Raw genomic sequence first — 23,345 nt, 5'->3', positions numbered from 1 at the left:
AACCGCAGCGGCGCCCGTGACGGATGCCGGATGCCCCGCGGAGGGAGCCCGCCCGGCCTCTGGCGTCCGGGCGCAGGGTCACCCCATCCGCGTCACATGGTCCGTAGCGCTCAACCCGCCCTGGGGGGCTGCGCGAAGCGGTCCTTCGACAATAGCCCGATCGCCCACACCGGCCTTGGGCCGATGCGGGTCGCGGGAACCTTGTCACTCAACGCCGGTCAGGCGACGTGGGAGGTGTCCCCCGCCGCAGCCGGCGCGCCATCGCAGAAATAGCTCTGCAGCGCGCGGACCTGGAGATCGCCGCCCACATAGGCCTTGATCCCCTGCGCCGCAGCGATGGCTCCGGACAGCGTGGTGTAATATGGCACTTTGTGCAAGAGGGCGGCCCGGCGCAGCGAACGGCTGTCGGACAGCGCCTGCGAGCCCTCGGTGGTGTTGAACACCAGTTGCACGCCGCCGTTCTTGATGTCGTCGACGATGTGCGGCCGGCCTTCCAGCACCTTGTTGATCTTGCCCGCCTCGACCCCGTTCTCCTCCAGGAAGCGCTGCGTCCCGGAGGTGGCGATCACCTTGAAGCCGAGGTCCACCAGCATCTTCACCGTGGGCAGGATGCGCGCCTTGTCGCTGTCCTTCACCGAGACGAACACCGTGCCGGACTTGGGCACCTTGGTGCCGCCGCCGAGCTGGCTCTTGGCGAAGGCGACGCCATAATCGGTATCGAGGCCCATGACCTCGCCGGTGGAGCGCATCTCCGGGCCGAGCACGGTGTCGACGCCGGGGAAGCGGGCGAACGGGAACACCGCTTCCTTGACCGCGATGTGCTTGAACGGGGTCTTCTTGAGGCCGAAGCTCGCCAGCTTCTCGCCCGCCATCACCCGGGCCGCGATCTTGGCGATGGGAGAGCCCACCACCTTGGCCACGAAGGGCACGGTGCGGGAGGCGCGTGGATTGACCTCCAGCACGTAGATGGTGCCGTCCTTGATGGCGTACTGCACGTTCATCAGCCCGCCGACGCCGAGCGCCAGGGCCATGGCCGCCGTCTGCTTCTCCAGCGCGGCGATCATCTCCGCGTCCAGCGAATGCGGCGGCAGGGAGCAGGCGCTGTCGCCGGAATGGATGCCGGCTTCCTCGATATGCTCCATGATGCCGGCCACGAACACCTCGGTGCCGTCGCACAGCGCGTCCACGTCCACCTCGATGGCGTCCGACAGATAGCGGTCGAACAGCAGCGGGTTCTTGCCCAGCACCGTGTTGATCTGGCCGGTCTTGTCGTTGGGATAGCGCGCCTTCACGTCCTGCGGCACGAGGCCCGGCAGGGTGTCGAGCAGATAGTCGCCGAGTTGGCCGTCGTCGCGAATGATCTGCATCGCGCGGCCGCCCAGGACGTAGGACGGGCGCACCACCAGCGGATAGCCGAGCTCGCTGGCCACCGTGCGGCCCTGCTCCACCGAATAGGCGATGCCGTTGGCCGGCTGGCGCAGCTTCAGCTTGTCCAGCAGGTGCTTGAAGCGGTCGCGGTCCTCGGCGAGGTCGATGGCGTCCGGCGAGGTGCCCAGAATCGGCACGTCCGCCTCTTCCAGGGCGCGGGCGAGCTTCAGCGGGGTCTGACCGCCGAACTGCACGATCACGCCCTTCAGCGTGCCCCTGGTGCGCTCGCGGTCGATCAGCTCCAGCACATCCTCGGAGGTCAGCGGCTCGAAATAGAGCCGGTCCGAGGTGTCGTAATCAGTGGAGACGGTCTCCGGGTTGCAGTTGACCATGATGGCTTCATAGCCCGCGTCCTTGAGGGCGAAGGCCGCATGGCAGCAGCAATAGTCGAACTCGATGCCCTGGCCGATGCGGTTTGGGCCGCCGCCCAGGATCACCACCTTCTGGCGGTCGGAGGGCTGCGATTCGTCCGCGATGGCGCCGGCGAAAGGCGCCTCGTAGGTCGAGTACATATAGGCCGTGGGCGAGGCGAACTCGGCGGCGCAGGTGTCGATGCGCTTGAACGCCGGGCGCACGTCGAGCGCATGGCGCCGCTCGCGCACCTCCGCCTCGCTCAACCCGGCGAGGGTGCCGAGGCGGGCGTCGGAGAAGCCCTGGGCCTTCAGACCGCGCAGCAGGCCGGGCGTGGTCGGCAGGCCGAACCGGCGCACCTTTGCCTCGGTGTCCACGATGGCGCGGATCTGCTCCAGGAACCAGGGATCGATCTTGCAGGCCGCGTGGATCTGCTCGTCGGTCAGCCCGAAGCGCATGGACTGCGCCACCTTGAGCAGGCGGTCGGGGGTTGGCACGCCGATGGCGGCGCGGATGGCGCTCTTGTCGTCGCCCTGGCCGAGGCCCTCGATCTCGATCTCGTCGAGGCCGGTGAGGCCGGTCTCCAGCGAGCGTAGCGCCTTCTGCAGGCTCTCCTGGAAGGTGCGGCCGATGGCCATCGCCTCGCCCACCGACTTCATGGAGGTGGTGAGCGTGTTGTCGGCGCCGGGGAACTTCTCGAAGGCGAAGCGCGGGATCTTCGTGACCACGTAGTCGATCGTGGGCTCGAACGCCGCAGGGGTGGCCCCGCCGGTGATGTCGTTGGCGATTTCGTCCAGCGTGTAGCCCACCGCGAGGCGCGCGGCGACCTTGGCGATGGGGAAGCCGGTGGCCTTGGAGGCCAGCGCCGAGGAGCGCGACACGCGCGGGTTCATCTCGATCACGATCATCCGGCCGGTGGCCGGGTCGATGGCGAACTGGACGTTGGAGCCGCCGGTCTCCACGCCGATCTCGCGCAGCACCGCCAGCGAGGCGTCGCGCATGATCTGGTATTCCTTGTCCGTCAGCGTCAGCGCCGGGGCCACGGTGATCGAATCGCCGGTGTGGACGCCCATCGGATCGAGATTCTCGATCGAGCAGATGATGATGCAGTTGTCCGCCTTGTCGCGGACCACCTCCATCTCATACTCCTTCCAGCCCAGCACGCTCTCTTCCACCAGCACCTCGTTGGTGGGGGAGGCGTCGATGCCGCGCTCGATGATCTCGATGAACTCGGCCTTGTTGTAGGCGATGCCGCCGCCGGTGCCGCCCATGGTGAAGGACGGGCGGATGATGGCGGGAAGGCCCACCACGTCCAGCGCGTCCAGCGCTTGGGCCAGCGTCTTGATCTGCACCGAGCGGGGCGTGTCGAGGCCGATCTTGGTCATGGCGTCGCGGAACAGCTCGCGATCCTCGGCCTTGTCGATGGCCTCGGCGGTGGCGCCGATCATCTCCACGTCGAACTTTTCGAGCGTGCCCATCTTCTTGAGCGACAGGGCGCAGTTCAGCGCCGTCTGGCCGCCCATGGTCGGCAGCAGGGCGAAGCCCTTGGAGCGGTCGCCGCGCTCCTTCTCGATGATCCGGGCGACGATCTCGGGCGTGATCGGCTCGATATAGGTGGCGTCCGCCATGTCCGGATCGGTCATGATGGTGGCCGGATTGGAGTTCACCAGGACGACCCGGTAGCCCTCTTCCTTCAAGGCCTTGCACGCCTGCGTGCCGGAATAGTCGAATTCGCAGGCCTGTCCGATGACAATCGGCCCGGCGCCGACAATGAGGATGGTTTCGAGGTCGGTGCGTTTCGGCATTTATCTCTGGCGCTCGACGGGCGCAAAAAAAGGGCCGCGGGTCACGCGCCCCTGAATGGCGAGGGTCCGTCTCTGGGACGGCGCTGCGCAGCAAGGGCGCAAAAATTCTTCCGCCCCTGCACGCGGATTGGGCTTCCTTAGACCATAATTCACCGCGACGGAAGACGCCTCGATCGTCTCGGCCGTCTGGAGCCTGTCCGTGTTCGCCGTTTTGTCACATCTCTCCGCCCAGCACCGTGCGTTCCTGATGCAGTTCGCGACCTTCGTGGGCGTCGGCCTGACGGCGGCCGCGGGGCATTTCACCACCCTCGCCCTGCTGGTGGAATCCCACTGGGCCGGGCCGGTGCTCGCCTCCCTGGCGGGCTTTCTGGTCGGCAGCGTGATCTCCTACTGCCTCAACCGCCGCTTCACGTTCGAATCGACCCGCTCCCATGCGGGCGCCCTGCCCCGTTTCGCCACGGTGGCGGGCATCGCCTTCGTGATGACCGGCGTGCTCATGGACATCCTGGTCCACCGGCTGGGGCTCTATTACCTGCTCGCCCAGGCCATCACGACGGGCCTGGTCATGATCTGGACCTTCAGCGCCTACCGAATCTGGGCCTTCGCCCACAAGACGGGTGCCCGCGAGGCGGCGAAATAGGCGCTCAGCCCGAATAGGCGCTCAGCCCGCCGGCACCGCGCGGAAGGCCATGCGCCGCTGGTTGTGGCCGATGTTGCGCGCCAGGCGCTCCGGCGCGTAGCCCGCCTCTTTCAGCAGCGCCAGCATCTCCGCCTCCTCATACATGGTCAGGCCGAGGTCGGCGCGCAGCTTGCGGTAGGGCGAGACCGCCGTCTTGGCGAGGCCGATCACCGCCGCCGGCAGGAAGCCGTCCCGCGCCGCGAAGGACAGCAGCGCGGCGGCATCCTGCACCGCGCTGACCCCGGGCGGGATCACGTCGGCCAGCACCAGCGCGCCGCCGGGCGCCAAAAGGCGGCGCCAGAGCCCCAGCAGGCTCTTCAGCACGTCCTTCGACAGATATTGCAGCAGCGAGTTGGCAATCACAAAGTCCAGGCTGCCGTCCGGCAGCGCCGCCGTCTCCTCGGGCGAGAGCACGGTGATTCTGGGCTCGCCCTTCAGCCGCTCCTTGAGCTTGGCGCGGACGGTGGGGGCCGCGTCGGCGAGGATGAGCGAACCGCAGGCGCGGGCCAGCCCGGGGGCGCCCAGCGCCTCGCCGCAGCCATAGTCCAGCACCCGGGCATCGGGCGCCGGCACCAGGGCGGCGATATCCGCCGTGATGCGCGCGTAATGCACCTGCTTGTGGCGGTCGTTCACATAGATGGAATGGGCACCATCCCAGAACGAGACCCAATCCATGCGTGCCTCCGGCTCAGCGTGCGGGAACCTGTCGATCGCCGGATCCCGCGCCGGGTCGGCCAGCCGTCGGATCGCGCGCCCGCAGGCCCGCGATCCTTATGATAAGCGCCGGCGGCGGATTTGCGGCCCCAACCGGACGGGAGCGTGCCGCCGGCGCGACGCCTCAGCGGCCGGCGGCGAAGGCGATGCCCTGCTCGGTCTGGGCGATGGCGCCGTTGACCAGTTCGAGGGCCCGCTCGCGATGGCCGCCCTTGTTGGGCTCGGCCTTGATCAGGTTCGCCCTGGCGGCCTGGAGCGAGCCCAGGGCCGCCTCCATGAACGGCTGGTTGGCGAGCGCCCGGCCGTCGAGAAGGGCCTGGCCGCCGATGGCCGCCGCCAGACCGAGGCCGACGCCAGCCACCAGGGACTTGTTGAAGAACGCCTGCTGCGACATGGAATCCATCCTGCCTGTTCGCGCGGCGCGCTTCACCCCCAGAGCCACCGCAGCGGCAAGTACGACCACAGGGCCATACCGCCGTCAATCGCGCGAAACGTGTCCGCTCAATTGTACAAAACCCAGAATTTGCCGACCGTCGGCTTCAGTGCCCGCACGTTGCGGTCGCTGGACGAGAAGACCCGCGGGCCGACCACCTTGGCCTGCGCGGAGGCCGGCGCCAGCGCGGAAATGGCGAGCTGGACGGTGAGGCCGCACCCGCCCTGGAGATTGGCCAGCGCACCGCCCTGCCAGTCGGTGACGATGCCGCCGCCGTCGCCGCCGAAGCCGATCAGGCGGAACGGCTTGCCGTTGGCCTTCTCCAGGTCGCCGATGCCGGCGCCGATGCCGACGCCGTTGACGCTCCAGGCGGTCTCCTCGGAGAAGTTGAAGCGGATCGGCCCGGCATAGGCGAAGCCATCGGCCCAGGCGACGGAGACGCGCAGCTTGGGATCGTTCGGCAGCACCACGCTGCCGGGGCCGGTGGTGCCGTCGGGACGCAGCACGTCGGTGGCCGTGACCACCCGGTTCATGCCGAAGATGCCCTTGAGCACGGTATCGCTGGTGTTCGGACCCCACGGGCCGGCGCACTGGAAGGCGCGCGGCGCGCCGGTGGGCGCGGGCACGTTGATCACGGTCTCATAATAGTCGCCGAAGCCGTCGGTCTCCTTGACGACCGAGGTGCCCCAGTTGCCGCCGGGGGTGGCGCAGCCGGCCGCGAACAGCCCCAGAACCACCGTTGCCGCGACCGCGCGCGCGCCGTTCACCATGCCAGCCTCCCATGCCGTTTCCCGCCGGTCATAACCGAGGCGGGGACGACTCACCAGGGGAGGCCAGGCACCACCCGTGCGGAACGGTAAAATCTTCCCTATCATGGCGGTAGGGGCATGAGGCGCGCGTCACATGGCGTTCATGCCTTCCGGTGAGGGTGCGCGGTGGAGGGCAGCATGCGGACACAGACAGGGGAGGCCCGGCCGGCGGCCGGCGCGGCGGACATCCACCAGGCGGGCGCGCTCCGCGCGGACTTCCATCGTGTCCAGGACTATATCGACGAAACCCCGATCTGGGCCGACGGCACCACCGTTCCCGCCGCGCCGATGACCGCCATGCAATGGCGGATCTGGGGCCTCGCCGCCGCCGGCAAGTTCTTCGAGGGGCTGGTGGTGTTCATCACCGGCGTGGCGCTGCCGCTGATGGGCGCCGAGTTCGCCATGACGCCGCTCCAGCACGGCCTGGTCAGCGCCGCCAGCCTGTTCGGCATCCTGGTGGGCGCCCTGCTCCTGGGCGGCCTCGCCGACCAGTTCGGGCGCAAGCCCATGTTCGTGTTCGAGATGGCGCTGTTCATCCTGTTCCTGGCCTTGCTCGCGGCGGCGCCGAGCTTCCCCTGGATGCTGGTGTTCCTGTTCGGCGTCGGCCTCGCGCTCGGCTGCGACTATCCCACCGCCCACCTCGTCATCTCCGAGAGCATCCCCAGCTCGGCGCGCGGGCGCCTGGTGCTCGCCGCCTTCTCCTTCCAGGCGCTCGGCGCCCTGACCGGCACGGCGGTCGGCTATCTGGTGCTGGTGTTCGACCCGGCGCTCGGCGCGTGGCGGCTGATGTACGGCCTTGCCATCGTTCCCGCGCTGCTGGTCCTCGCCGGGCGCTTCTTCATCACCGAGAGCAGCCATTGGCTGCTGGCCAAGGGCCGGGTGACGGAGGCGGAGACGACGCTGCGCCGCCTGCTGGAGCGCCACCCGCGCTACCCCAAGCATGTCCGCCTGAAGGGCCTGCATGAACCGGGCATCGGCCGCCCGGAGAGCCACATCGGCGTGCTGTTCCGGCGCAAGACCCTGCGGGCGACGCTGCTCGCCTCCGTGCCCTGGTTCCTCCAGGATCTGGGCACCTATGGCATCGGCATCTTCACGCCCACCATCCTGACCGTCGCGCTGGGCGCCGACATCACCGCCCAGGTGCACGGTGTGGCGGGCCTCGTCGCCGGCGACATGCGGGCGGCCGAGGGCGCGGCCTTCATCGACCTGCTGCTGGTGGCGGGCATGGTGGCGGCGGTGCTGCTGGCCGACAAGGTGGGGCGCATCCCGCTCCAGGTGTTCGGCTTCATCGGCTGCGCAGCGGGCCTGCTGCTGGCGTCCTTCTATGCGCACTTCACCGGCCCGGCGCAGACGGTGCTGATCTATGCCGGCTTCATGCTGTTCAACTTCATGTGCAACCTCGGCCCCAACGCGCAGACCTATCTGCTGGCGGGCGAGGTCTTCCCCACCCACATCCGCGGCCTGGGGGCCGGCTTCGCGGCGGCGTTCGGCAAGGTGGGAGCGGTGCTCACCGCCTTCCTCTTCCCCATCCTGCTGAGCGGGCTCGGCACCCCTGCCCTGCTCTCCATGCTGGTGGCGACCTCGCTGCTCGGCGCCTTCCTGACCTGGCAGTTGCGCATCGAGACCAAGGGCCGGCGGCTCGACGACATCGAGCTGTGAGCCGCCGGCCCGGCGGTCTCAGCCCCAGCGCGCGCCGACCGCCTGCCAGTTCACGCGGTCCTTCAGCACCGCCTCCACATGGGCGGTGCGGCGGTTCTCATAGTCGAGATAATAAGCGTGCTCCCACACGTCGATGCCCAGCAGCACGGTCTTGCCGTCCGGCAGCGGGTTGATGGCGTCCTTCAGGCCGACGATGTCGAGCTTGTCGCCGTCGCGCACCAGCCACACCCAGCCGGTGCCGAACACCTTGTCGCCCTGCTCGACCATCCGGCGCTGGAGGATGGACAGGGACTGGAATTCCTTCTCCACCTGCTGGGCGAAGGCGCCCGTGGGCGCCGCCGGGCCGCCCTTGAAGTTCGCCCAGTAGAGGTCGTGGTTCCAGGCCTGGGCGGCGTTGTTGAACACGTCCGCATCATTGGCCTTGCGGGCGGCGACGATCACCTCGGTCAGGCTCATGTCCGCATAGGGCTTGCCCTGCACCAGGACGTTCAGCTTGTCATAATAGCCCTTGTGGTGCTTGCCATAGTGCAGGCCCACGGTGCGCGCCGAGATGGTCGGCACCAGGGCGTCCTCCGCATAGGGCAGCGGCGGGAAGGCGAAGGGCGCGGCGGCGCGGGCGATGTGCGGCTTGAACACCGCCCCCGCCAGAGCGGCGGTGCCGAGGGCCAAAGCGGCGCGGCGGCTGAAGGCGGGCTGCGGGATAAGGTCCGGGCGCGTTTCCATGAGGGGTCTCCGCCAGATTGGGGCACGGCCGGCAGCCGCGCCGTCGGCAGCATAACCGCTCCTGGCCCGCGATGGGTCCGCGCCGCCCGCACGATGACAGCGAGGTGATCGCTCTCCGCCTCAGCCGGCGGCGGCTTCCAGGATGCGCTCGAAGATCGCCCGCACCCGGGCCTGGGTGTCGGCGAGATGCGCGTCCAGCGTGGCGAAGTCCGGCAGTTCGCCGGCCCGCGCCAAAAGCGCCTTCAGCGCCGGGCTGGCTTCGGCGGGCACGAACGGCCGGTCGATGGCGAGGCGCAGCACCTGCGTCAGGTCCTGGTAGAGCCGGCAGGCGTTGGAGAGCGTCTGGGCATCCTCCGGCGCCAGCAGCTCCAGCCATCCGGCGATGGCCAGGATGCGCGCCGTCGCTGTATCGACGATCTCGGGATGCTTCTGGGCATGCACCAGCACCAGGAACTGGGCGAGGAACTCCACGTCCACCTGGCCGCCGGCGGCGTGCTTCAGGTTCCAGCGGTCGCCCTCGCCCTTTTCCGCCGCGATGGCCCGGCGCATGTCGAGGATGTCGCCGGCGATGCGGCGCGGGTCGCGCGGGCGCGCCAGCACCTGGAGGATGACCTCCTCCACCCGCGCGCCGAATTCCGGGCTGGCGGAGATGACCCGCGCGCGGGTCAGCGCCATGTGCTCCCAGGTCCAGGCTTCGGTGCGCTGGTAGGCCTCGAACGAGCCGAGCCGGGTCGCCACCGGACCGGCGCGGCCGGAGGGGCGCAGCCGCAGGTCCACGTCATAGAGCTTGCCGGCATTGGTGAGGCTGGTGAGCGCGGTGACGAGGCGCTGAGTGAAGCGGGCGAAATAATGCGCCCCCTGCAACGGGCGCGGGCCGTCCGACGTGGTGTCGGCGTCGGGCGCGTAGTCGTAGAGCAGGATCAGGTCGAGGTCGGAGCCGGCGGTCATCTCCCGGCCGCCGAGCTTGCCCATGAACAGCACCGCCGTCTCGGCCCCGGCGATGGTGCCGTGGGTTTCCTGGAAGCGCGCCCAGACGCGGGCGTGCAGGGCGCGGATGATGACTTCGGCGAGCCGCGCATAGGCCTCACCGGCGCGGGCCGCGGGCAAGGTGCCGGAGGCGATGCGCACGCCGATGAGCACGTGCTGTTCCTGGCGGAAGCGCCGCGCCCGGTCGAACTGCTCCTCGTCATTGGGCGCTGCGTCCAACAGGTCGTTCAGGCGCGTGGTGAGCGCCGCCTCGTCCGGCAGCCGGTCGAAGAAGGCGGGGTCGAGCAGCGCATCCGCCAGCGAGGGGCGGCGGGCCAGCGTCTCGCCGAGGCGCGGCGCGGCGCTGACGATGGTGGCGAGCAGCCGCACCAGATCGGGATTGCGCTCCAGCGCCGCCAGCAGATGCGGCCCCGGCAAGGCGCACAGGAAATCGTCCATGGCGATCAGCGCCCCGTCCGGGTCGCCGCCATGGGACAGTTGCTCCAGGAGCAGCGGCACGATGCGGGTGAGCTGGGCGCGGGCCGCCTCGTTGCGCAGGGCGCGCGGCTTGCTGGCCATCCAGCCGCGCACCGCCCGGCTCGCCGCCGGCGGATCGCGGAAGCCCAGGCGGGAGAGCGTGGCGAGCGTGGCGCGGTCGTCGGCCTCCACCGGGAAGTTGAGCTCGCCGTGCAGGAAGGCGGGCGCCGCGCTGTCCTCGAACAATTGCGCATAATGGCCCTGCACCCGCGTCAGCCGCTCCACCAGCGCGGCGGCGAAGCTGTCGCGGTCGGCATAGCCCATGAAGCGGGCGAAGGCCTCCAGCTCCGGCCTGTGCTCGGGCAGGGTGTGGGTCTGCGCGTCCGCCACCATCTGGAGGCGGTGCTCGACCCGGCGCAGGAAGACATAGGCCTCGGCCAGGTCGTCGCGCACCTCGGGGGCGATCCAGCGGTCGGTCACCAGCGCGTCGAGCGCCTCCAGCGTGCGCGGCGAGCGCAGCGCGCGGTCGCGCCCGCCGGCGATCAGTTGCTGGGTCTGGACGAAGAATTCCACCTCGCGGATGCCGCCGCGCCCGAGCTTCACATTGTGGCCTTCCACCGCCACCACGTCGTGGCCGCGGAAGGCGTGGATCTCGCGCTTCATGGCGTGGACGTCGGCGATGGCCTGATAGTCCAGCACGCGCCGCCAGACGAAGGGCGCGAGGTCGGCGAGGAAGCCGCGTCCGACATCGATGTCGCCGGCCATGGGCCGCGCCTTGATATAAGCGGCGCGCTCCCAGGTGGCGCCCTCGCGCTCGTAATAGGCCAGAGCGGCGGTAGTGGAGAGCGCCGCCTGGGTCGAGCCGGGATCGGGCCGCAGGCGCAGGTCCACGCGCAGCACGTAGCCGTCCTCGGTGCGCTCCTGGAGCAGGCGGACCAGGCCCTTGGCAAGGCGCACGAAGGTGGGCGCGGCCTCGCCCCCCTCCCCCAGCGGCGCCACGTGCCGGTCATAGACCAGCACCAGATCCACGTCGGAGGAATAGTTGAGCTCGCCCGCGCCGTGCTTGCCCATGGCGATGACCGCAAGGCCGCAGCCCACGCCCGGCGCATCGAGGTCCGGCAGTTTCAGCCGGCCGGCATCCGCCGCCTCGCGCAGCAGGAAATCGAGGGCGCCGGCGATGGCGGTGTCGGCGACGGCGGTGAGCGCGCGGGTCACCTCCATCAGGCTGAGCACGCCGCCGATGTCGGCCAACGCGATGACCAGCGCGGCCTCGCTGCGCATCCGCCGCAGCGCGCGCATGACCACCGCCTCGTCCTGCGCCTCGTCCCGCGCCGCCTGGACTTCGGCACGGGCCGCGCCGGTCAGCGCGGCGATGCGATCGAGCGGCTGGCTCTCCAGCGCCCGCACCAGGCGCATGGGCTCGCGCCGGATCACGTCGGTGAGGAAGGGCGCGCCCTCCATGACGCCGAGCACCACGGCGCGGGCCATGGGGGCATCCGCGAACAGCGCCTCCAGCCGTGCCCGGCCCGCTTCGTCCAGCCGCTCCAGGGCCTGGGCGAGCTTGCCCGCAGCCGCGTCCGCATCGACGAGCACGGGCGCCTCCCGCATCTGCCATGCGAGACCCGATCCGAGGGCGGGAGGATGGAGCGTAGAAGCCGTCATTGCCTGACTTAAAGGCACGAGCCGCGTGCAGTGCGCAAGTCCGGAGCCGCACAATCGGGCATCCGGCCGCACATTCCGGCAAGCGGACACCGTTGAAGCGGACACCGTTTGCACCGCGATCCCGATCCCGCGCCTGCCGATTCGCTATCTGGAGTTTAGCAGACCGCCGCCGACACCCGCGCGACGTCCGCCTGCCCCCCGAATCCCGCCGGCCTCACGCGGCCTTGGCCGGCAGGCGCAGGGTGGCGCGCAGGCCGGGCGCGGCGCCGGAGAAGGCGAGCTGCCCGCCATGCAGCCGGGCGACCGCCGCCACCAGGGCAAGGCCGAGGCCGGAGCCGGGGCGCGAGCGGCTCGCCTCCAGCCGCACGAAGCGCTCGGTCACCCGGTCGCGGTCGGCCTCTGGAATGCCCACTCCGCTGTCGGCCACCTCCAGCACGGCGAAGTCGCCGTCGCGGCGCAGCGAAACCGTGATCCGGCCCCGCCCGCCGTCCGCCGGCAGGCCGTATTTGATGGCATTGTCGATCAGGTTGGAGAGCGCTTGGGCCAGCAGTTCGCGCATGCCGTGGATGGCCACCGGCGCGATCTCGGTGACGAGGTCCAGGCCCTGCTCGTCGGCCAAAGGCTCATAGAGTTCGGCCACGTTCTCGGTGATGTCGGCAAGGTCGAGGTCCACCATGGAGGCGCGCGCCTGCCCGGCCTCGGCGCGGGCGATCATCAGCAGCGCATCGAAGGTGCGGATCAGGCCGTCGCTCTCCTCGATGATGCTCTCCAGCGACTGGCGCCAGTCGTCCTCGCTGGCGGCCCCGCGCAGCGCCTCCTCGGCGCGGTTGCGCAGGCGGGTGAGCGGCGTCTTCAGGTCGTGGGCGATGTTGTCGGAGACTTCCTTCAGCCCCGCCATCAGGCTCTCGATGCGCTCCAGCATGGCGTTGAGGCTGGCGGCGAGGCGGTCGAACTCGTCCCCCGTGCCGTCCACCATCAGGCGGCCGCTGAGGTCGCCGGCCATGATGCGCTCGGCGGTGGCGTTCATGGCGTCGATGCGCTTCAGCACCCGGCGGGTGACGAAGATGCCGCCGGCGAGGCCGAGCAGCAGGATCAGCACCAGGGCGCCCTGGGCCGGGCGCACCACGAGCTGGCGCAGGGTGTCGCGGTCCTCGATGTCCTTGCCCACCAGCAGCCGGTAGCCGCCGGGCAGCATGAACACCTCCACATAGGCGAGGTTCTCCTTCGCGCCGGGCTCGTCGGAGCGCTTGTAGGTGGTGATGCGCGTGCCCTGCTGGTCGAGCAGGCCGATGGGCAGTTCCGAGACGTTGGAGGCCAGCACCTCGCCGGCGAAATTGGTCAGCAGGTAGATGGAGGAGCCGGGGCGCCGGGTGCGCCGGTCGATCACCAGCACGAGGCGCTGCACGCCGCCGATGCGGTACTGTTCGGCGAGGAAGCGCACTTCCGCTTCCACATTCTCCGACACCTGGCTCTCCACCAGCCGGCGGGTGTGCCAGGCCACGTAGCCGATCATCGATACCGCGAAGACCGCGAAGACGACCAGATAGACCGCCAGCAGCTTGAAGGCGGTGGTGCGGATGAGGCGCGAGAAGTCGCGCGGGAGGTTCATGGGGCCCGGCGCATGTCAGCGCATCCCGACCCGGACCATGTAGCCGGCGCCGCGCACGGTGTGGATCAGCGGCACGTCGAATCCCTTGTCGATCTTCGAGCGCAGGCGCGAGACGTGGACGTCGATGACGTTGGTCTGGGGATCGAAATGATAGTCCCAGACATTCTCCAGCAGCATGGTGCGCGTCACCACCTGCCCGGCGTGGCGCATGAGATATTCCAGCAGCCGGAACTCGCGCGGCTGGAGCGGGATCTCCTTGCCGCCGCGGGTGACGCGATGGGCCAGCCGGTCCAGCTCCAGGTCGCCCACGTGGTAGACGGTCTCCGCCGCCTGCGGCGCGCCGCGGCGGGACAGCGCCTCGACCCGGGCCAGCAGCTCGGTGAAGGCATAGGGCTTGGGGAGATAATCGTCGCCGCCGGCGCGCAGGCCGACCACGCGGTCGTCCACCTGCCCGAGGGCGGAGAGGATGAGCACCGGCGTCTGATCGCCCCGGCCGCGCAGCTCGGCCACCAGCGAGAGGCCATCCCTGAGCGGCAGCATGCGGTCCACCACTAGCACGTCATACTTGCCGTCGAGCGCATGGGCGAGGCCGTCCTCGCCGTCGGCGGCGTGGTCCACCACATGGCCGGCCTCGCGGAAGGCCTTGCGCAGATAGTCCGCCGCGTCTTGGTCGTCCTCGACGAGGAGCAGTCGCATGGAGAGGCTGAAGTCCGGTTCGAGATTCGCGTCCATGGCAGTCTACTCACCATCGCGGGCCGGCGCAGCAGGGCTTGACGGGTCGTGCGGCGTTCAAGCGGCGTCTTGGGGCTGAAAATGATAACGGCGCGGGAAGCTCAGGCTCCCCGCGCCGACTGGACCTCGGCGGCGGTTGGGGCGACGGAAGGTACCGCCTCGGCACCAATCTCTGGGTTCTTCACCAGTCTCTGGAATCTTCCGGCCGGACGGCCGCGTGGCACGATCCGGCCGGGCGCGCCGGTCCCCCGCAGGCGCGGCGCATGGAGCAAACGAGCCGGACGCGAGGTGCGTTCCCGCACCGGCCCCCGGAAGGCTGCGGCCGGGCCGGTGCCGGAGGGCGCCCATTGCGGCCGCCCCCCGGACGATCCGGCCCTGACCGGGCAGCTAGGCGGCGAGGATCAGCCGCGCGCCTTGGGGTCGAGGGTGATGGCGACGAAGCGCACGCCCTGCTCGCCCTTGATCCGCATCAGCACCGCCTTGCGGTTCTCGGTCTTGGCGGCGGCGAGGCCGTCGCGGACGTCGGCCGGACTGGAGACGGCCTTGCCGCCCACATCCAGGATCACGTCGCCGGACCGGATGCCGCGCGCGGCGGCCGGGCCGTTGGGGTCCACCTCGGTGACCACCACGCCGTCATTGCCGGCGCCCTGCACGCTCTTGGCCGGGGCGAGCTGGAGGCCGAGGCGCGGCACGTCGTGGCCGGCCTTGTCCTGCCCGCTGAGGGCGGCCATCTGCTTCTCACCGGGAAGCTGCTCCAGCTTCACGTCGAAGGGCAGCGTCTTGCCGTCGCGCATCACCACCAGGGCGACGGAGGTGCCGGGCTTCATCATGCCGATCTTGCGGCTGAGGTCGCGGGCATCCTTCACCGGCTCGCCATTGAGCTTGGTGACCACGTCGCCGCTCTTCAGGCCGGCCTTGGCGGCGGGCGTGTCCGCCTGCACCTGGGCCACCAGCGCGCCTTCGGCGGCGTTGAGGCCGAGGCCGGAGGCCAGATCGTCCGTCACCGGCTGGATCTGCACGCCGATATAGCCGCGCTCCACCGAGCCGTTCTGGCGGAGCTGGTCCACCACCGTCCGCACCGTCTCGGACGGGATGGCGAAGGCGATGCCCACGTTGCCGCCGGAGGGCGACACGATGGCGGTGTTCATGCCGATGACGTTGCCGGACAGATCGAAGGTCGGGCCGCCCGAGTTGCCGCGGTTGATCGGCGCGTCGATCTGCACGAAGTCGTCATAGGGGCCCGAGCCGATGTCGCGGCCGCGGGCCGAGACGATGCCGGCGGTGACCGTGCCGCCGAGGCCGAACGGATTGCCCACCGCGATCACCCAGTCGCCGACGCGCGGGGCGCCGTCCGCCAGCTTGACGAAGGGCAGGTCCGCCTTGCCGTCGATCTTCAGCAGCGCCACGTCGGTGCGCGGATCGGTGCCGATGACCTTGGCGGTATATTCCTTGCCGTCCGTGGTGGTCACGTCCACCTCGGCGGCGCCGTCCACCACGTGGTTGTTGGTCACCACATAGCCGTCGGCGGAGATGATGAAGCCGGAGCCCTGGCCGACCACGCGGCGCTCGCCGGGGGCGCCGTTGCGGGGCATGCGCTGCATCGGGCCCTGGGGACCCTGCGGGCCGTTCTCCAGGCCGAAGCGCTTCAGGAAGCGCTCGATCTGCGGAGGCACCTCGCCGCCGGGGCCGTCCTCGTCGCCCATGGCCATCTGCTGGGCCGAGCCATCCTTCTTGACCTTCACCGACACGACGGCCGGCGTCACCTTCTGCACGATGTCGGCGAAGGAGAAGGTGCTGGCAGAGAGGTTGGCGGCGGGCGCCTGGGTGGTCTGGGCGAGGGCCGGGGTGCTGGGATAGCCGAACTGGCCGACCGCGACACCGGCAACGGCCAAGCCGACGACGCCGGCCATCAGGGCAGCGCGGCGCTTGGTCAGGGAGGAGGAAGGGGAGCGGGTCATGCGCGGCAACTCTCTCTGGTTTTTCTCCGCCCCATGCGGGCGGCTCGAGAGAGAAACTAGGCCGGCGCGCCTTACGGTCCCCTGGCGGGGGCATTACGGATCCGTAACACGGGTCACGGCTGCGTGAGCCCCGGCGGTAGCCCGCAGATGCCCCGGCAACGCGGCTATTTCGCCTTGACCGCGCCGGGCTCGGGCGCCGCGTCGCCGGCGTCGGCGGCATCCTCGGCCGCGAGCAGGGCCTGCACGCGGGCTTCCTCCTCCGCCGTCCAGTTCAGCACCTCCGGCTCGGCGCGGCGGCGGAAGGTGAGAAAGGCGGCGCAGGCGCCGAGCACCAGCACCAGCAGCGGCGCGCCCCACAAGAGCGCGTTGCGCAGCGAGAAGACCGGGCGCATCAGCACGAACTCGCCATAGCGCGCCACCAGGAAGTCGAGCACCTGGCGGTCGCTGTCGCCCGCCTTCAGCCGGTCGCGCACCAGCAGGCGCAGGTCGCGGGCGAGCGGGGCGTCGCTGTCGTCGATGGACTGGTTCTGGCAGACCATGCAGCGCAATTCCCGCGACAGCTCGCGGGCGCGCGCCTCCAGCGCCGGATCGGCCAGCACCTCGTCTGGCTGCACCGCGAAGGCCGGCACGGCGCCCGACAGCAGCAGCAGGAGGACGAGGGCGATGGAGCGCAGCCGGGCCATGGCGTTCATTCCGCCGGTGCCGGTTGGGCGATGCGGCGCCGCGCCGGGCGCGGCGCGCCGACCCTGAGGCGGCGGTCGGCCAGCGACAGGCCGCCGCCGATGGCCATCACCACGGCGCCGAGCCAGATCAGCGTGACCAGCGGCTTCCAGGTGACGCGCACGGACAGGTGCCCGTCCGGCGTCTCCTCACCGATGGAGAGGTAGAGCTGGCTGAAGCCATAGGTGCGGATGCCGGATTCGGTGGTCGCCATCTGGCGTGCCGCGAACATCCGGCGCGAGGCTTCCACTGTGCCGGCGGACACCCCGCCGGAATGGATGTCGAACACCGCCGTGCGCGCGGTGAAGTTCGGCCCGGAGCGGTTTTCCAGGCGGGCGAAGGTCAAGTCGCGCGAGCCGATGGAGAGGGTGTCGCCCACCTTCACCGAGGCGATGCGCTCCAGGCTCCAGGCGCTCTCCGAAACGATGCCGATCAGGCACACGCCCACCCCGAGATGGGCGACGGCGGTGCCGAAGGCGGACAGCGGCACGCCGCGGAAGCGCGCCCAGGCCACCCGTGCCGGCACCCGGCCGATGCCGGCCCGCTCGGCGATCTCGGTGAGCGCGCCGGCGATGATGAAGATGCCGAGGCCGATCAGCACCGCGGCCATCACCGGGCCGCCGCCGGTGGCCGCCGCGGTGACCACGCCGGCGATGACGGCGAGGCCCGCCGCCAGCGTCAGGCGCTGCGCCACGCCCAGGAGGTCGCCGCGCTTCCAGGCCAGGAGCGGGCCGAACGGCATGGCCGCGACCAGCGGCAGCATCAGCCCGCCGAACGTGAGGTTGAAGAAGGGCGGGCCCACCGTGATCTTGGCGTCGGTCAGGGCTTCCAGTGCCAGGGGATAGAGCGTGCCCACGAACACCGCTGCGGTGGCGGCGGTGAGGAACAGGTTGTTGAACACCAGCGCCCCCTCCCGCGACACCGGCGCGAACAGGCCGCCCTGGCGCAGCTCGCCGGCGCGCAGCGCGAACAGCAGCAGGCCGCCGCCGATGAACACCGAAAGGATGCCGAGGATGAACACGCCGCGCGCCGGGTCCGAGGCGAAGGCATGGACCGAGGTGAGCACGCCGGAGCGCACCAGGAAGGTGCCGATCAGCGACAGCGAGAAGGCCAGGATCGCCAGCAGGATGGTCCAGATCTTCAGCGCGTCGCGCTTTTCCATCACCACGGCGGAATGCAAGAGCGCGGTGGCGGCGAGCCACGGCATCAGCGAGGCGTTCTCCACCGGGTCCCAGAACCACCAGCCGCCCCAGCCGAGCTCGTAATAGGCCCAGTAGGAGCCCATGGCGATGCCGAGCGTCAGGAACACCCAGGCGGCCAGCGTCCAGGGCCGCACCCAGCGCGCCCAGGCGGCGTCGATCCGCCCCTCGATCAGCGCCGCGATGGCGAAGGAGAAGGCGATGGAGAGGCCCACATAGCCGAGGTAGAGCAGCGGCGGGTGGATGGCGAGGCCGGGGTCCTGCAGCACCGGATTGAGGCTGCGCCCCTCGGCCGGCGGGGACACCAGCCGCGCGAACGGGTTGGAGGTGAGCAGGATGAAGCCGAGGAAGGCGGTGGCGATGGCACCCTGCACCGCCAGGGCATTGGCCTTCAGGCGGTCGGGCAGGTTGCCGCCGAACAGCGCCACGAGGCCGCCGAACGCCGCCAGCACGAACACCCAGAGCATCATGGAACCCTCATGGTTCCCCCAGGTGCTGGTGATCTTGTAGATGAGCGGCATCTGCGAATGGGAGTTCTCCACCACGTTCACCACCGAGAAGTCGGAGGTGACGTAGACCGCCACCAGCGCGGCGAAGGCGAACGAGACGAACAGCAGCAGCGCCACCGCCACCGGGCCGGCGACGCCCATCAGCACCGGATCGTCCTTGGCCGCGCCCCAGGCGGGCACCACCATCTGCACCAGCGCCAGCGCCAGCGCGAGGACCAGCGCGTACTGGCCGAGTTCCGCGATCATTGGGCACTGCTCCGGACGGCGGGGGCGGCGGCCGGCGTCACCGGCGGCAGGCCGGGGACCGGCGCCGAGGCGGCGGGTTTCGGGGGCGCGGCCTTGGCCGGCGGCGGGGGCGGCGTGGGGCCGCCCTCCTCGCCTTCCTTCCAGTGCCCGGATTTCTTCAGCGCGTCGGCCACCTCGCGCGGCATGTAGCGCTCGTCATGCTTGGCCAGAACGCTGTCGGCCTTCACCGTGCCGTCGCTCTGGAGCACGCCCTCGGCCACCACGCCCTGCCCCTCGCGGAACAGGTCCGGCAGGATGCCGGTATAGGCGACCGTCACCTGGGCATTGCCGTCGGTGACGGAGAAGCGCACGGCGGTGCCGGTCTTGGCCACGCTGCCCGGCTCCACCAGACCGCCGAGGCGCAGGCGCGAACCGGGCGCGAACTGCTGCTGCGCCACCTCGGTCGGGGTGCGGAAGAAGACGATGGTGTCGTTCAGCGCGGTGAGGATCAGGCCGGCGGCGAGCGCCAGCACGCCGAGACCGGCACCGATGAGGACGAGGCGGCGGCTCTTGCGTGTCATGGTTCCTCAGCCTCCCAGCCCGAGGTCCTGGCGCGCCGCTTCGATGCGGCGTCCGGCCTCTTCGTCGCCGGCGAAGGCGCCCTTCGCCGACTGGAGCGCCGCTTCGGCCTTGGCCTTGTCGCCCAGCACACTCCAGGCGCGGGCGAGACGCAACCAGCCGTCGAGATCCTTCGGCTCCGCCGCGAGGCGCTCCTCCAGGCGCGACACCATGCCCATAATCATGGCGGAACGCTGTTCGGGGGTCTGCTGGGCGGCGGCGGCCACGTCCGCGGACGACGGGCCCGGCGCGGCGTCCGGAGCCACCCGTGGCCCCCGCGTGGCGGCGGCCGGCGGCACCGGGGCGGCCGGAGCCTGCAACGGCGGCGTAGCGGGCTGCGGCGGCTGGACGCCGAGGCGGGCCAGCGCCGTCTCCAGCAGCGGCCGCCAGGGCGCGCCGGCGGGCGCGTCCGCGAGCATCTGGCTCCAGATGGCGGCGGCATCGGCGCGGCGGCCGTCCTGCTCGGCGGCAAGGCCGAGATAATAGCGCGCCTTCACCGCCCGGGGGTCCATGGACGCGGCGGCGGCGAAGGCCTGCGCCGCCTCCTGCGTCACCATGCCGTCGGCGGCGGCGGTGAGCACCTCGCCCAAGGCGGCCTCGCGCTCGGCGGTCGGCCCGAGGATGCGGATCGCCTGGCGATAGGCCCGCGCCGCATCGTCCAGCCGGCCGAGCCGGGCATAGACCGGGGCGAGGATCTCGTAACCCTGGCCGTCATTGGGATTGGCGGAGAGATGCTCCTCCACCCGCCGCACCAGGATGGCGATGTCGCTGCCGTCCGCCGCCGCCGAGAGGCGCTCGGCCAGCGGCGCGCCGGGGATGGCGGGCGAGCCGAGCCGGGCATAGAGCCCGACGCCCAGCAGCGGAATGAGCACCAGGGCGACCACGGCGGCGGCCCGGCGGCGGCCGGGCGAGGCGCTTTCCTTGACCGCCTGCTCGCCGCCCACGGCCAGGATGCGCCGGCTTACCTCGATCCGCGCCGCATGCGCCTGCTCCGGCGACAGCCGGCCGCCGGCCTGGTCGCGCACGATCTCCGCCAGTTGGTCGCGATAGACAGCAAGGTCCGCCTCCCGCTCGCCGCGCGCGTGGCGGGCGCGGCTCAGCGGCCACAGCACCGCCATCACCGCGACGGCGGTCATCAGCGCGAACGCGACGAAGAGCGGGACAGACGTCATCATCCTCTGCCGTTATCGGAGTGCGGATCAAAAGCAAACGCTGCTTTCGGTCGCGGCGGCGCCCCGCCGCAGCCCCTCACGCAACCGTCATCCCGCCGGACCCGGATATTGGTATTATGAAACCGCGATTCGGTCAGGTCGGCGCGCCCCAGGTCCCATCGGCGCTGCGGCAGGCCACACCGCGCGTGGTCTCCGGCTTCCCCTGCACGTAGATGGTATGGGAATAGTCGCGACACTGCGGATTGCCCGGCCGCGCATAGGCCGGGCCGGCGATGACCGTGCCATAGGCGCCGCTGTCGCCTTTCCAGCCCACCGGCGTGCCGGGCCCGCCATATTCCAGCGCCTGCACCTCGGCGGCATAGGCCCGCTGGCGGTCCTGCTCCTCGATGGCGGCGTTGGAATAGCCGGCCACGAGGCCCTGCACCGGCGTGGTGGAGACGGGAGCGGCCGACGGCGACCCGGCGGCGCTCACCTTCGGCCCATCGCCGGAGGTGCTGACGCACGCCGCGAGCGAGAGGGAGAGGAACGGGACGCAGAGGGCCTTGCGCGCGATCATGGCATTGCAGCCTTGGCTGGGTTTCCTTCCGGAGGCGGAAGCCAACGGGTCAGCCAATGATTTAGGCGAAAGGGCGGCATTTCGCACGTGGCCAAATGACCCTTCACGCAAGATAATTTGCAAAATCAAACGGCTGGCAGCACCAGCTCGGTCCGCAGGCCGCCCAGCGGGGCGGTGTTCATCTCGAACCGGCCGCCATAGAGCGCCGCCAGTTCGTGGACGATGGACAGGCCGAGGCCGGAGCCCGGCTTCGATTCGTCCAGCCGCCGCCCGCGCCGGCGCACCTCGGCCCGCTTGCCGGGGCTGAGGCCGGGGCCGTCGTCATCGATGGTGACGCGGAAATAGCTGCGGTCCCCGGCGCCGCGCGTCTCCATGACCACGCTCACCTCCACCCGCGCCGCCGCCCATTTGCAGGCATTGTCGATGAGGTTGCCGATCATTTCCTCAAGGTCATGCCGCTCGCCGCGGAAGCGGATGTCCTCGTCGCCGACCACCACGTCGATGGCCAGGTCCTTGGTGCGGTGGATCTTCTCCATGGTGCGGGCGAGGCCGGTGACGATGGGCGCCACGTCGCACACGCTCGCCACGACCGAGACGCGGGCGGCCATGCGCGCCCGCTCCAGATGGTGACCCACCTGGTCGCGCATCACCTCCGCCTGGTCGCGCACCCGCACCGCCAACGGGTCCTCGCGGTTGCCCGCCTCGTTGAGCAGGACGGAGAGCGGCGTCTTCAGCGCATGGGCGAGGTTGCCCACATGGGTGCGGGCGCGCTCGACGATCTCCTTGTTGGCGTCGATCAGAGCGTTCACCTCGCTCACCAGCGGGGCGATCTCCTCCGGATAGTCGCCTTCCAGGCGCTCCGCCTTGCCGGAGCGCACGTTCGCCAGCGCCTCCTGGATGCGGCTCAGCGGCTTCAGGCCGAAGCGGACCTGGAACAGCACGATCAGCAGGAAGGCGACGCCCAGCACGCCGAACGTGCCCACCAAGGCGAGGTTGAAATTGGTGATCTCCTCCTCGATCTCCGAGGCGTCGCCGGCCACGGTGATGAGGTAGCGTCCGTCCTGGCCGAGGTCGAGCATGCGCTCCACGAGGCGCAGGTTCTGCCGCTCCGGCCCCGGCGCATAGCCCTCGCGCACGCCGCCGGGCCGCTCCTCGACGCCGAGCGATTCCAGCGTCGGCAGGCTGCCCTCGGGCAGCGAGCGGGAACGGCGCACCACGAGGTCCGCGCTGTCCAGCCGGGCCATCTGCCAGTACCAGCCGGAGAAGGGGAAGATGAACAGCGGGTCGGTGAGCGCCTGCGGGTCGGGCAGGCCGGCGCCGGCGGACACCGCGCTGTTGGCGATGCCGCCGACGATGGTCTTCAGATAGACGTCGAGCCGCCGGTCGAACGCCCGCTCCGCCCCCGCGCGATAGAGCGAGGACAGCACCACGCCCACCACCAGCAGGACCAGCGCCGTCACCACCACCGCCGACAGGAACAGGCGGAAGGCGAGCGAACCTGGGGTCCGGGGCAGGATCATGGGGCAGGCGAACGCGTGCCGGCGGCGGTCATCTCGGGCTCTCCGGCGCGGTCAGCAGGTAGCCGAGCCCGCGCACGGTCTGGATCACGTCGCAATCGATCTTCTTGCGCAGGCGGCCGACGAACACCTCGATGGTGTTCGAATCGCGGTCGAAATCCTGCTCGTAGAGATGCTCCACCAGCTCGGCGCGGGAGACCACGCGGCCGGCATGGTGCATCAGGTAGGACAGCAGCCGGTATTCGTGGCTGGTGAGCTTCACCGGCGTGCCGCCCACCGAGACCCGGCCGGAGCGGGTGTCGAGCCGCACCGGGCCGCAGATCAGCTCGCTGGAGGCATGGCCGCTGGCCCGCCGCAGCAGGGCGCGCAGTCGCGCCAGCACCTCCTCCATATGGAAGGGCTTCGCCACATAGTCGTCGGCGCCGGCATCGAAGCCCTGCACCTTGTCGCTCCAGCGGTCGCGGGCGGTGAGGATCAGCACCGGCATGCGCCGCCCCGCCCGCCGCCAGTGCTCCAGCACCGAGATGCCGTCCAGCTTGGGCAGGCCGATGTCCAGCACCACCGCGTCATAGGGCTCGCTGTCGCCCAGGAAGTGGCCTTCCTCGCCGTCGAACGCACAGTCCACCGCGTAGCCAGCGTCCCCGAGCGCATGCACCAATTGCCGGTTCAGGTCCGGATCGTCCTCGATCACCAACAGCCGCACGTGCGTCCCTCATCCAATCACCCGCTCCGGGGCGGAGGCGCCGGTTTCACGGCCATACCTCCGCCGGAGCGGTCATGCCCTGGCGCCGGTGCGAGAATGCCAGAGCGCGCGCCGCCTGTCA

General features: G+C 70.5%; 18 protein-coding genes. 2 read left to right on the top strand and 16 right to left on the bottom strand.

All coding sequences use genetic code 11. The annotated features are described in order from the left end of the window. Positions 1 to 218 precede the first annotated feature (218 nt). On the bottom strand, positions 219 to 3,584 hold the full coding sequence (gene carB / locus YU1_RS0108700) for a carbamoyl-phosphate synthase large subunit (RefSeq protein ID WP_029003730.1): 3,366 nt from the start codon (positions 3,582 to 3,584) through the stop codon (positions 219 to 221). A gap of 199 nt (positions 3,585 to 3,783) precedes the next feature. On the opposite strand from carB, the gene YU1_RS28665 reads away from it, so the two are divergent. Then, positions 3,784 to 4,224, top strand: coding sequence for a GtrA family protein (locus YU1_RS28665; protein WP_051356654.1), 441 nt, complete (start codon positions 3,784 to 3,786; stop codon positions 4,222 to 4,224). Positions 4,225 to 4,245: 21 nt separating this feature from the next. On the opposite strand, the gene YU1_RS0108690 is transcribed toward YU1_RS28665, so the two are convergent. From YU1_RS0108690 to YU1_RS31885, 3 genes are all read right to left on the bottom strand, one after another. Then, on the bottom strand, positions 4,246 to 4,938 hold the full coding sequence (locus YU1_RS0108690; RefSeq protein WP_029003729.1) for a class I SAM-dependent methyltransferase: 693 nt from the start codon (positions 4,936 to 4,938) through the stop codon (positions 4,246 to 4,248). Positions 4,939 to 5,101: 163 nt separating this feature from the next. After that, the gene (locus YU1_RS0108685) at positions 5,102 to 5,371 is read right to left on the bottom strand and encodes a hypothetical protein (RefSeq protein ID WP_051356653.1); all 270 of its coding nucleotides are present in this window, start codon (positions 5,369 to 5,371) and stop codon (positions 5,102 to 5,104) included. Between the two features lie 107 nt (positions 5,372 to 5,478). After that, positions 5,479 to 6,180, bottom strand: coding sequence for a hypothetical protein (locus tag YU1_RS31885; RefSeq protein WP_051356652.1), 702 nt, complete (start codon positions 6,178 to 6,180; stop codon positions 5,479 to 5,481). A 177-nt stretch (positions 6,181 to 6,357) separates the two neighbouring features. On the opposite strand from YU1_RS31885, the gene YU1_RS28655 reads away from it, so the two are divergent. Next, on the top strand, positions 6,358 to 7,878 hold the full coding sequence (locus tag YU1_RS28655; protein WP_245263268.1) for an MFS transporter: 1,521 nt from the start codon (positions 6,358 to 6,360) through the stop codon (positions 7,876 to 7,878). A gap of 18 nt (positions 7,879 to 7,896) precedes the next feature. Here YU1_RS28655 and YU1_RS0108670 read toward each other — a convergent pair whose 3' ends face one another. The 12 genes from YU1_RS0108670 to YU1_RS0108615 form a co-directional block, all read right to left on the bottom strand. Next, entirely contained in the window at positions 7,897 to 8,601 is a 705-nt protein-coding gene (locus YU1_RS0108670; RefSeq protein ID WP_051356651.1) for a superoxide dismutase, read from the bottom strand. Positions 8,602 to 8,721: 120 nt separating this feature from the next. After that, complete coding sequence (locus tag YU1_RS0108665; RefSeq protein WP_029003726.1) at positions 8,722 to 11,706, bottom strand: bifunctional [glutamine synthetase] adenylyltransferase/[glutamine synthetase]-adenylyl-L-tyrosine phosphorylase; 2,985 nt, start codon at positions 11,704 to 11,706, stop codon at positions 8,722 to 8,724. Positions 11,707 to 11,920: 214 nt separating this feature from the next. Beyond that, entirely contained in the window at positions 11,921 to 13,315 is a 1,395-nt protein-coding gene (locus YU1_RS0108660) for a sensor histidine kinase (RefSeq protein WP_029003725.1), read from the bottom strand. Positions 13,316 to 13,330: 15 nt separating this feature from the next. Further along, positions 13,331 to 14,047, bottom strand: coding sequence for a response regulator transcription factor (locus YU1_RS0108655; RefSeq protein WP_029003724.1), 717 nt, complete (start codon positions 14,045 to 14,047; stop codon positions 13,331 to 13,333). Between the two features lie 401 nt (positions 14,048 to 14,448). Then, positions 14,449 to 16,005 (bottom strand): Do family serine endopeptidase, encoded by a 1,557-nt coding sequence (locus YU1_RS0108650; protein ID WP_035714546.1) that lies wholly within the window; start codon positions 16,003 to 16,005, stop codon positions 14,449 to 14,451. Positions 16,006 to 16,169: 164 nt separating this feature from the next. Continuing rightward, positions 16,170 to 16,688, bottom strand: coding sequence for a cytochrome c-type biogenesis protein (locus YU1_RS28650; protein ID WP_425339142.1), 519 nt, complete (start codon positions 16,686 to 16,688; stop codon positions 16,170 to 16,172). A 5-nt stretch (positions 16,689 to 16,693) separates the two neighbouring features. Further along, the gene (locus tag YU1_RS0108640; protein WP_029003722.1) at positions 16,694 to 18,679 is read right to left on the bottom strand and encodes a heme lyase CcmF/NrfE family subunit; all 1,986 of its coding nucleotides are present in this window, start codon (positions 18,677 to 18,679) and stop codon (positions 16,694 to 16,696) included. Beyond that, positions 18,676 to 19,239 (bottom strand): cytochrome c maturation protein CcmE, encoded by a 564-nt coding sequence (gene ccmE / locus YU1_RS28645; protein ID WP_051356649.1) that lies wholly within the window; start codon positions 19,237 to 19,239, stop codon positions 18,676 to 18,678. Before ccmE ends, YU1_RS0108640 begins: the two co-directional genes overlap by 4 nt. A gap of 6 nt (positions 19,240 to 19,245) precedes the next feature. Then, positions 19,246 to 20,448 carry a c-type cytochrome biogenesis protein CcmI gene (gene ccmI / locus YU1_RS0108630; protein WP_035714626.1) on the bottom strand — a complete coding sequence of 401 codons (1,203 nt, stop codon included), beginning with the start codon at positions 20,446 to 20,448 and terminating at the stop codon, positions 19,246 to 19,248. Positions 20,449 to 20,581: 133 nt separating this feature from the next. Continuing rightward, positions 20,582 to 21,004: a hypothetical protein gene (locus YU1_RS28640; protein WP_035714543.1), complete on the bottom strand. Its 423-nt coding sequence runs from the start codon at positions 21,002 to 21,004 to the stop codon at positions 20,582 to 20,584. A 125-nt stretch (positions 21,005 to 21,129) separates the two neighbouring features. Further along, a complete protein-coding gene (locus YU1_RS0108620) occupies positions 21,130 to 22,524 on the bottom strand; it encodes an ATP-binding protein (RefSeq protein WP_035714541.1) in 1,395 nt (464 codons plus the stop codon). Between the two features lie 28 nt (positions 22,525 to 22,552). Next, entirely contained in the window at positions 22,553 to 23,224 is a 672-nt protein-coding gene (locus YU1_RS0108615) for a response regulator transcription factor (protein ID WP_029003719.1), read from the bottom strand. Positions 23,225 to 23,345 lie beyond the last annotated feature (121 nt).

Origin of the sequence: Azorhizobium doebereinerae UFLA1-100, from assembly GCF_000473085.1 — a bacterium.
Taxonomy (GTDB): domain Bacteria; phylum Pseudomonadota; class Alphaproteobacteria; order Rhizobiales; family Xanthobacteraceae; genus Azorhizobium; species Azorhizobium doebereinerae.
This window is presented reverse-complemented; position numbering and strand designations above follow the sequence as displayed.

Bases quoted from the DNA above. Each gene is read 5' to 3' on its own strand.
- YU1_RS0108685 (WP_051356653.1), bottom strand. From the start codon at position 5,371: ATGTCGCAGCAGGCGTTCTTCAACAAGTCCCTGGTGGCTGGCGTCGGC.
- YU1_RS0108650 (WP_035714546.1), bottom strand. From the start codon at position 16,005: ATGACCCGCTCCCCTTCCTCCTCCCTGACCAAGCGCCGCGCTGCCCTG.
- YU1_RS28640 (WP_035714543.1), bottom strand. From the start codon at position 21,004: ATGATCGCGCGCAAGGCCCTCTGCGTCCCGTTCCTCTCCCTCTCGCTC.
- ccmI (WP_035714626.1), bottom strand. From the start codon at position 20,448: ATGACGTCTGTCCCGCTCTTCGTCGCGTTCGCGCTGATGACCGCCGTC.
- YU1_RS0108660 (WP_029003725.1), bottom strand. From the start codon at position 13,315: ATGAACCTCCCGCGCGACTTCTCGCGCCTCATCCGCACCACCGCCTTC.
- YU1_RS0108620 (WP_035714541.1), bottom strand. From the start codon at position 22,524: ATGATCCTGCCCCGGACCCCAGGTTCGCTCGCCTTCCGCCTGTTCCTG.
- YU1_RS0108655 (WP_029003724.1), bottom strand. From the start codon at position 14,047: ATGGACGCGAATCTCGAACCGGACTTCAGCCTCTCCATGCGACTGCTC.
- YU1_RS28650 (WP_425339142.1), bottom strand. From the start codon at position 16,688: ATGGCCCGGCTGCGCTCCATCGCCCTCGTCCTCCTGCTGCTGCTGTCG.
- YU1_RS0108640 (WP_029003722.1), bottom strand. From the start codon at position 18,679: ATGATCGCGGAACTCGGCCAGTACGCGCTGGTCCTCGCGCTGGCGCTG.
- YU1_RS28655 (WP_245263268.1), top strand. From the start codon at position 6,358: ATGCGGACACAGACAGGGGAGGCCCGGCCGGCGGCCGGCGCGGCGGAC.
- YU1_RS0108665 (WP_029003726.1), bottom strand. From the start codon at position 11,706: ATGACGGCTTCTACGCTCCATCCTCCCGCCCTCGGATCGGGTCTCGCA.
- YU1_RS0108670 (WP_051356651.1), bottom strand. From the start codon at position 8,601: ATGGAAACGCGCCCGGACCTTATCCCGCAGCCCGCCTTCAGCCGCCGC.
- ccmE (WP_051356649.1), bottom strand. From the start codon at position 19,239: ATGACACGCAAGAGCCGCCGCCTCGTCCTCATCGGTGCCGGTCTCGGC.
- YU1_RS31885 (WP_051356652.1), bottom strand. From the start codon at position 6,180: ATGGTGAACGGCGCGCGCGCGGTCGCGGCAACGGTGGTTCTGGGGCTG.
- YU1_RS0108690 (WP_029003729.1), bottom strand. From the start codon at position 4,938: ATGGATTGGGTCTCGTTCTGGGATGGTGCCCATTCCATCTATGTGAAC.
- carB (WP_029003730.1), bottom strand. From the start codon at position 3,584: ATGCCGAAACGCACCGACCTCGAAACCATCCTCATTGTCGGCGCCGGG.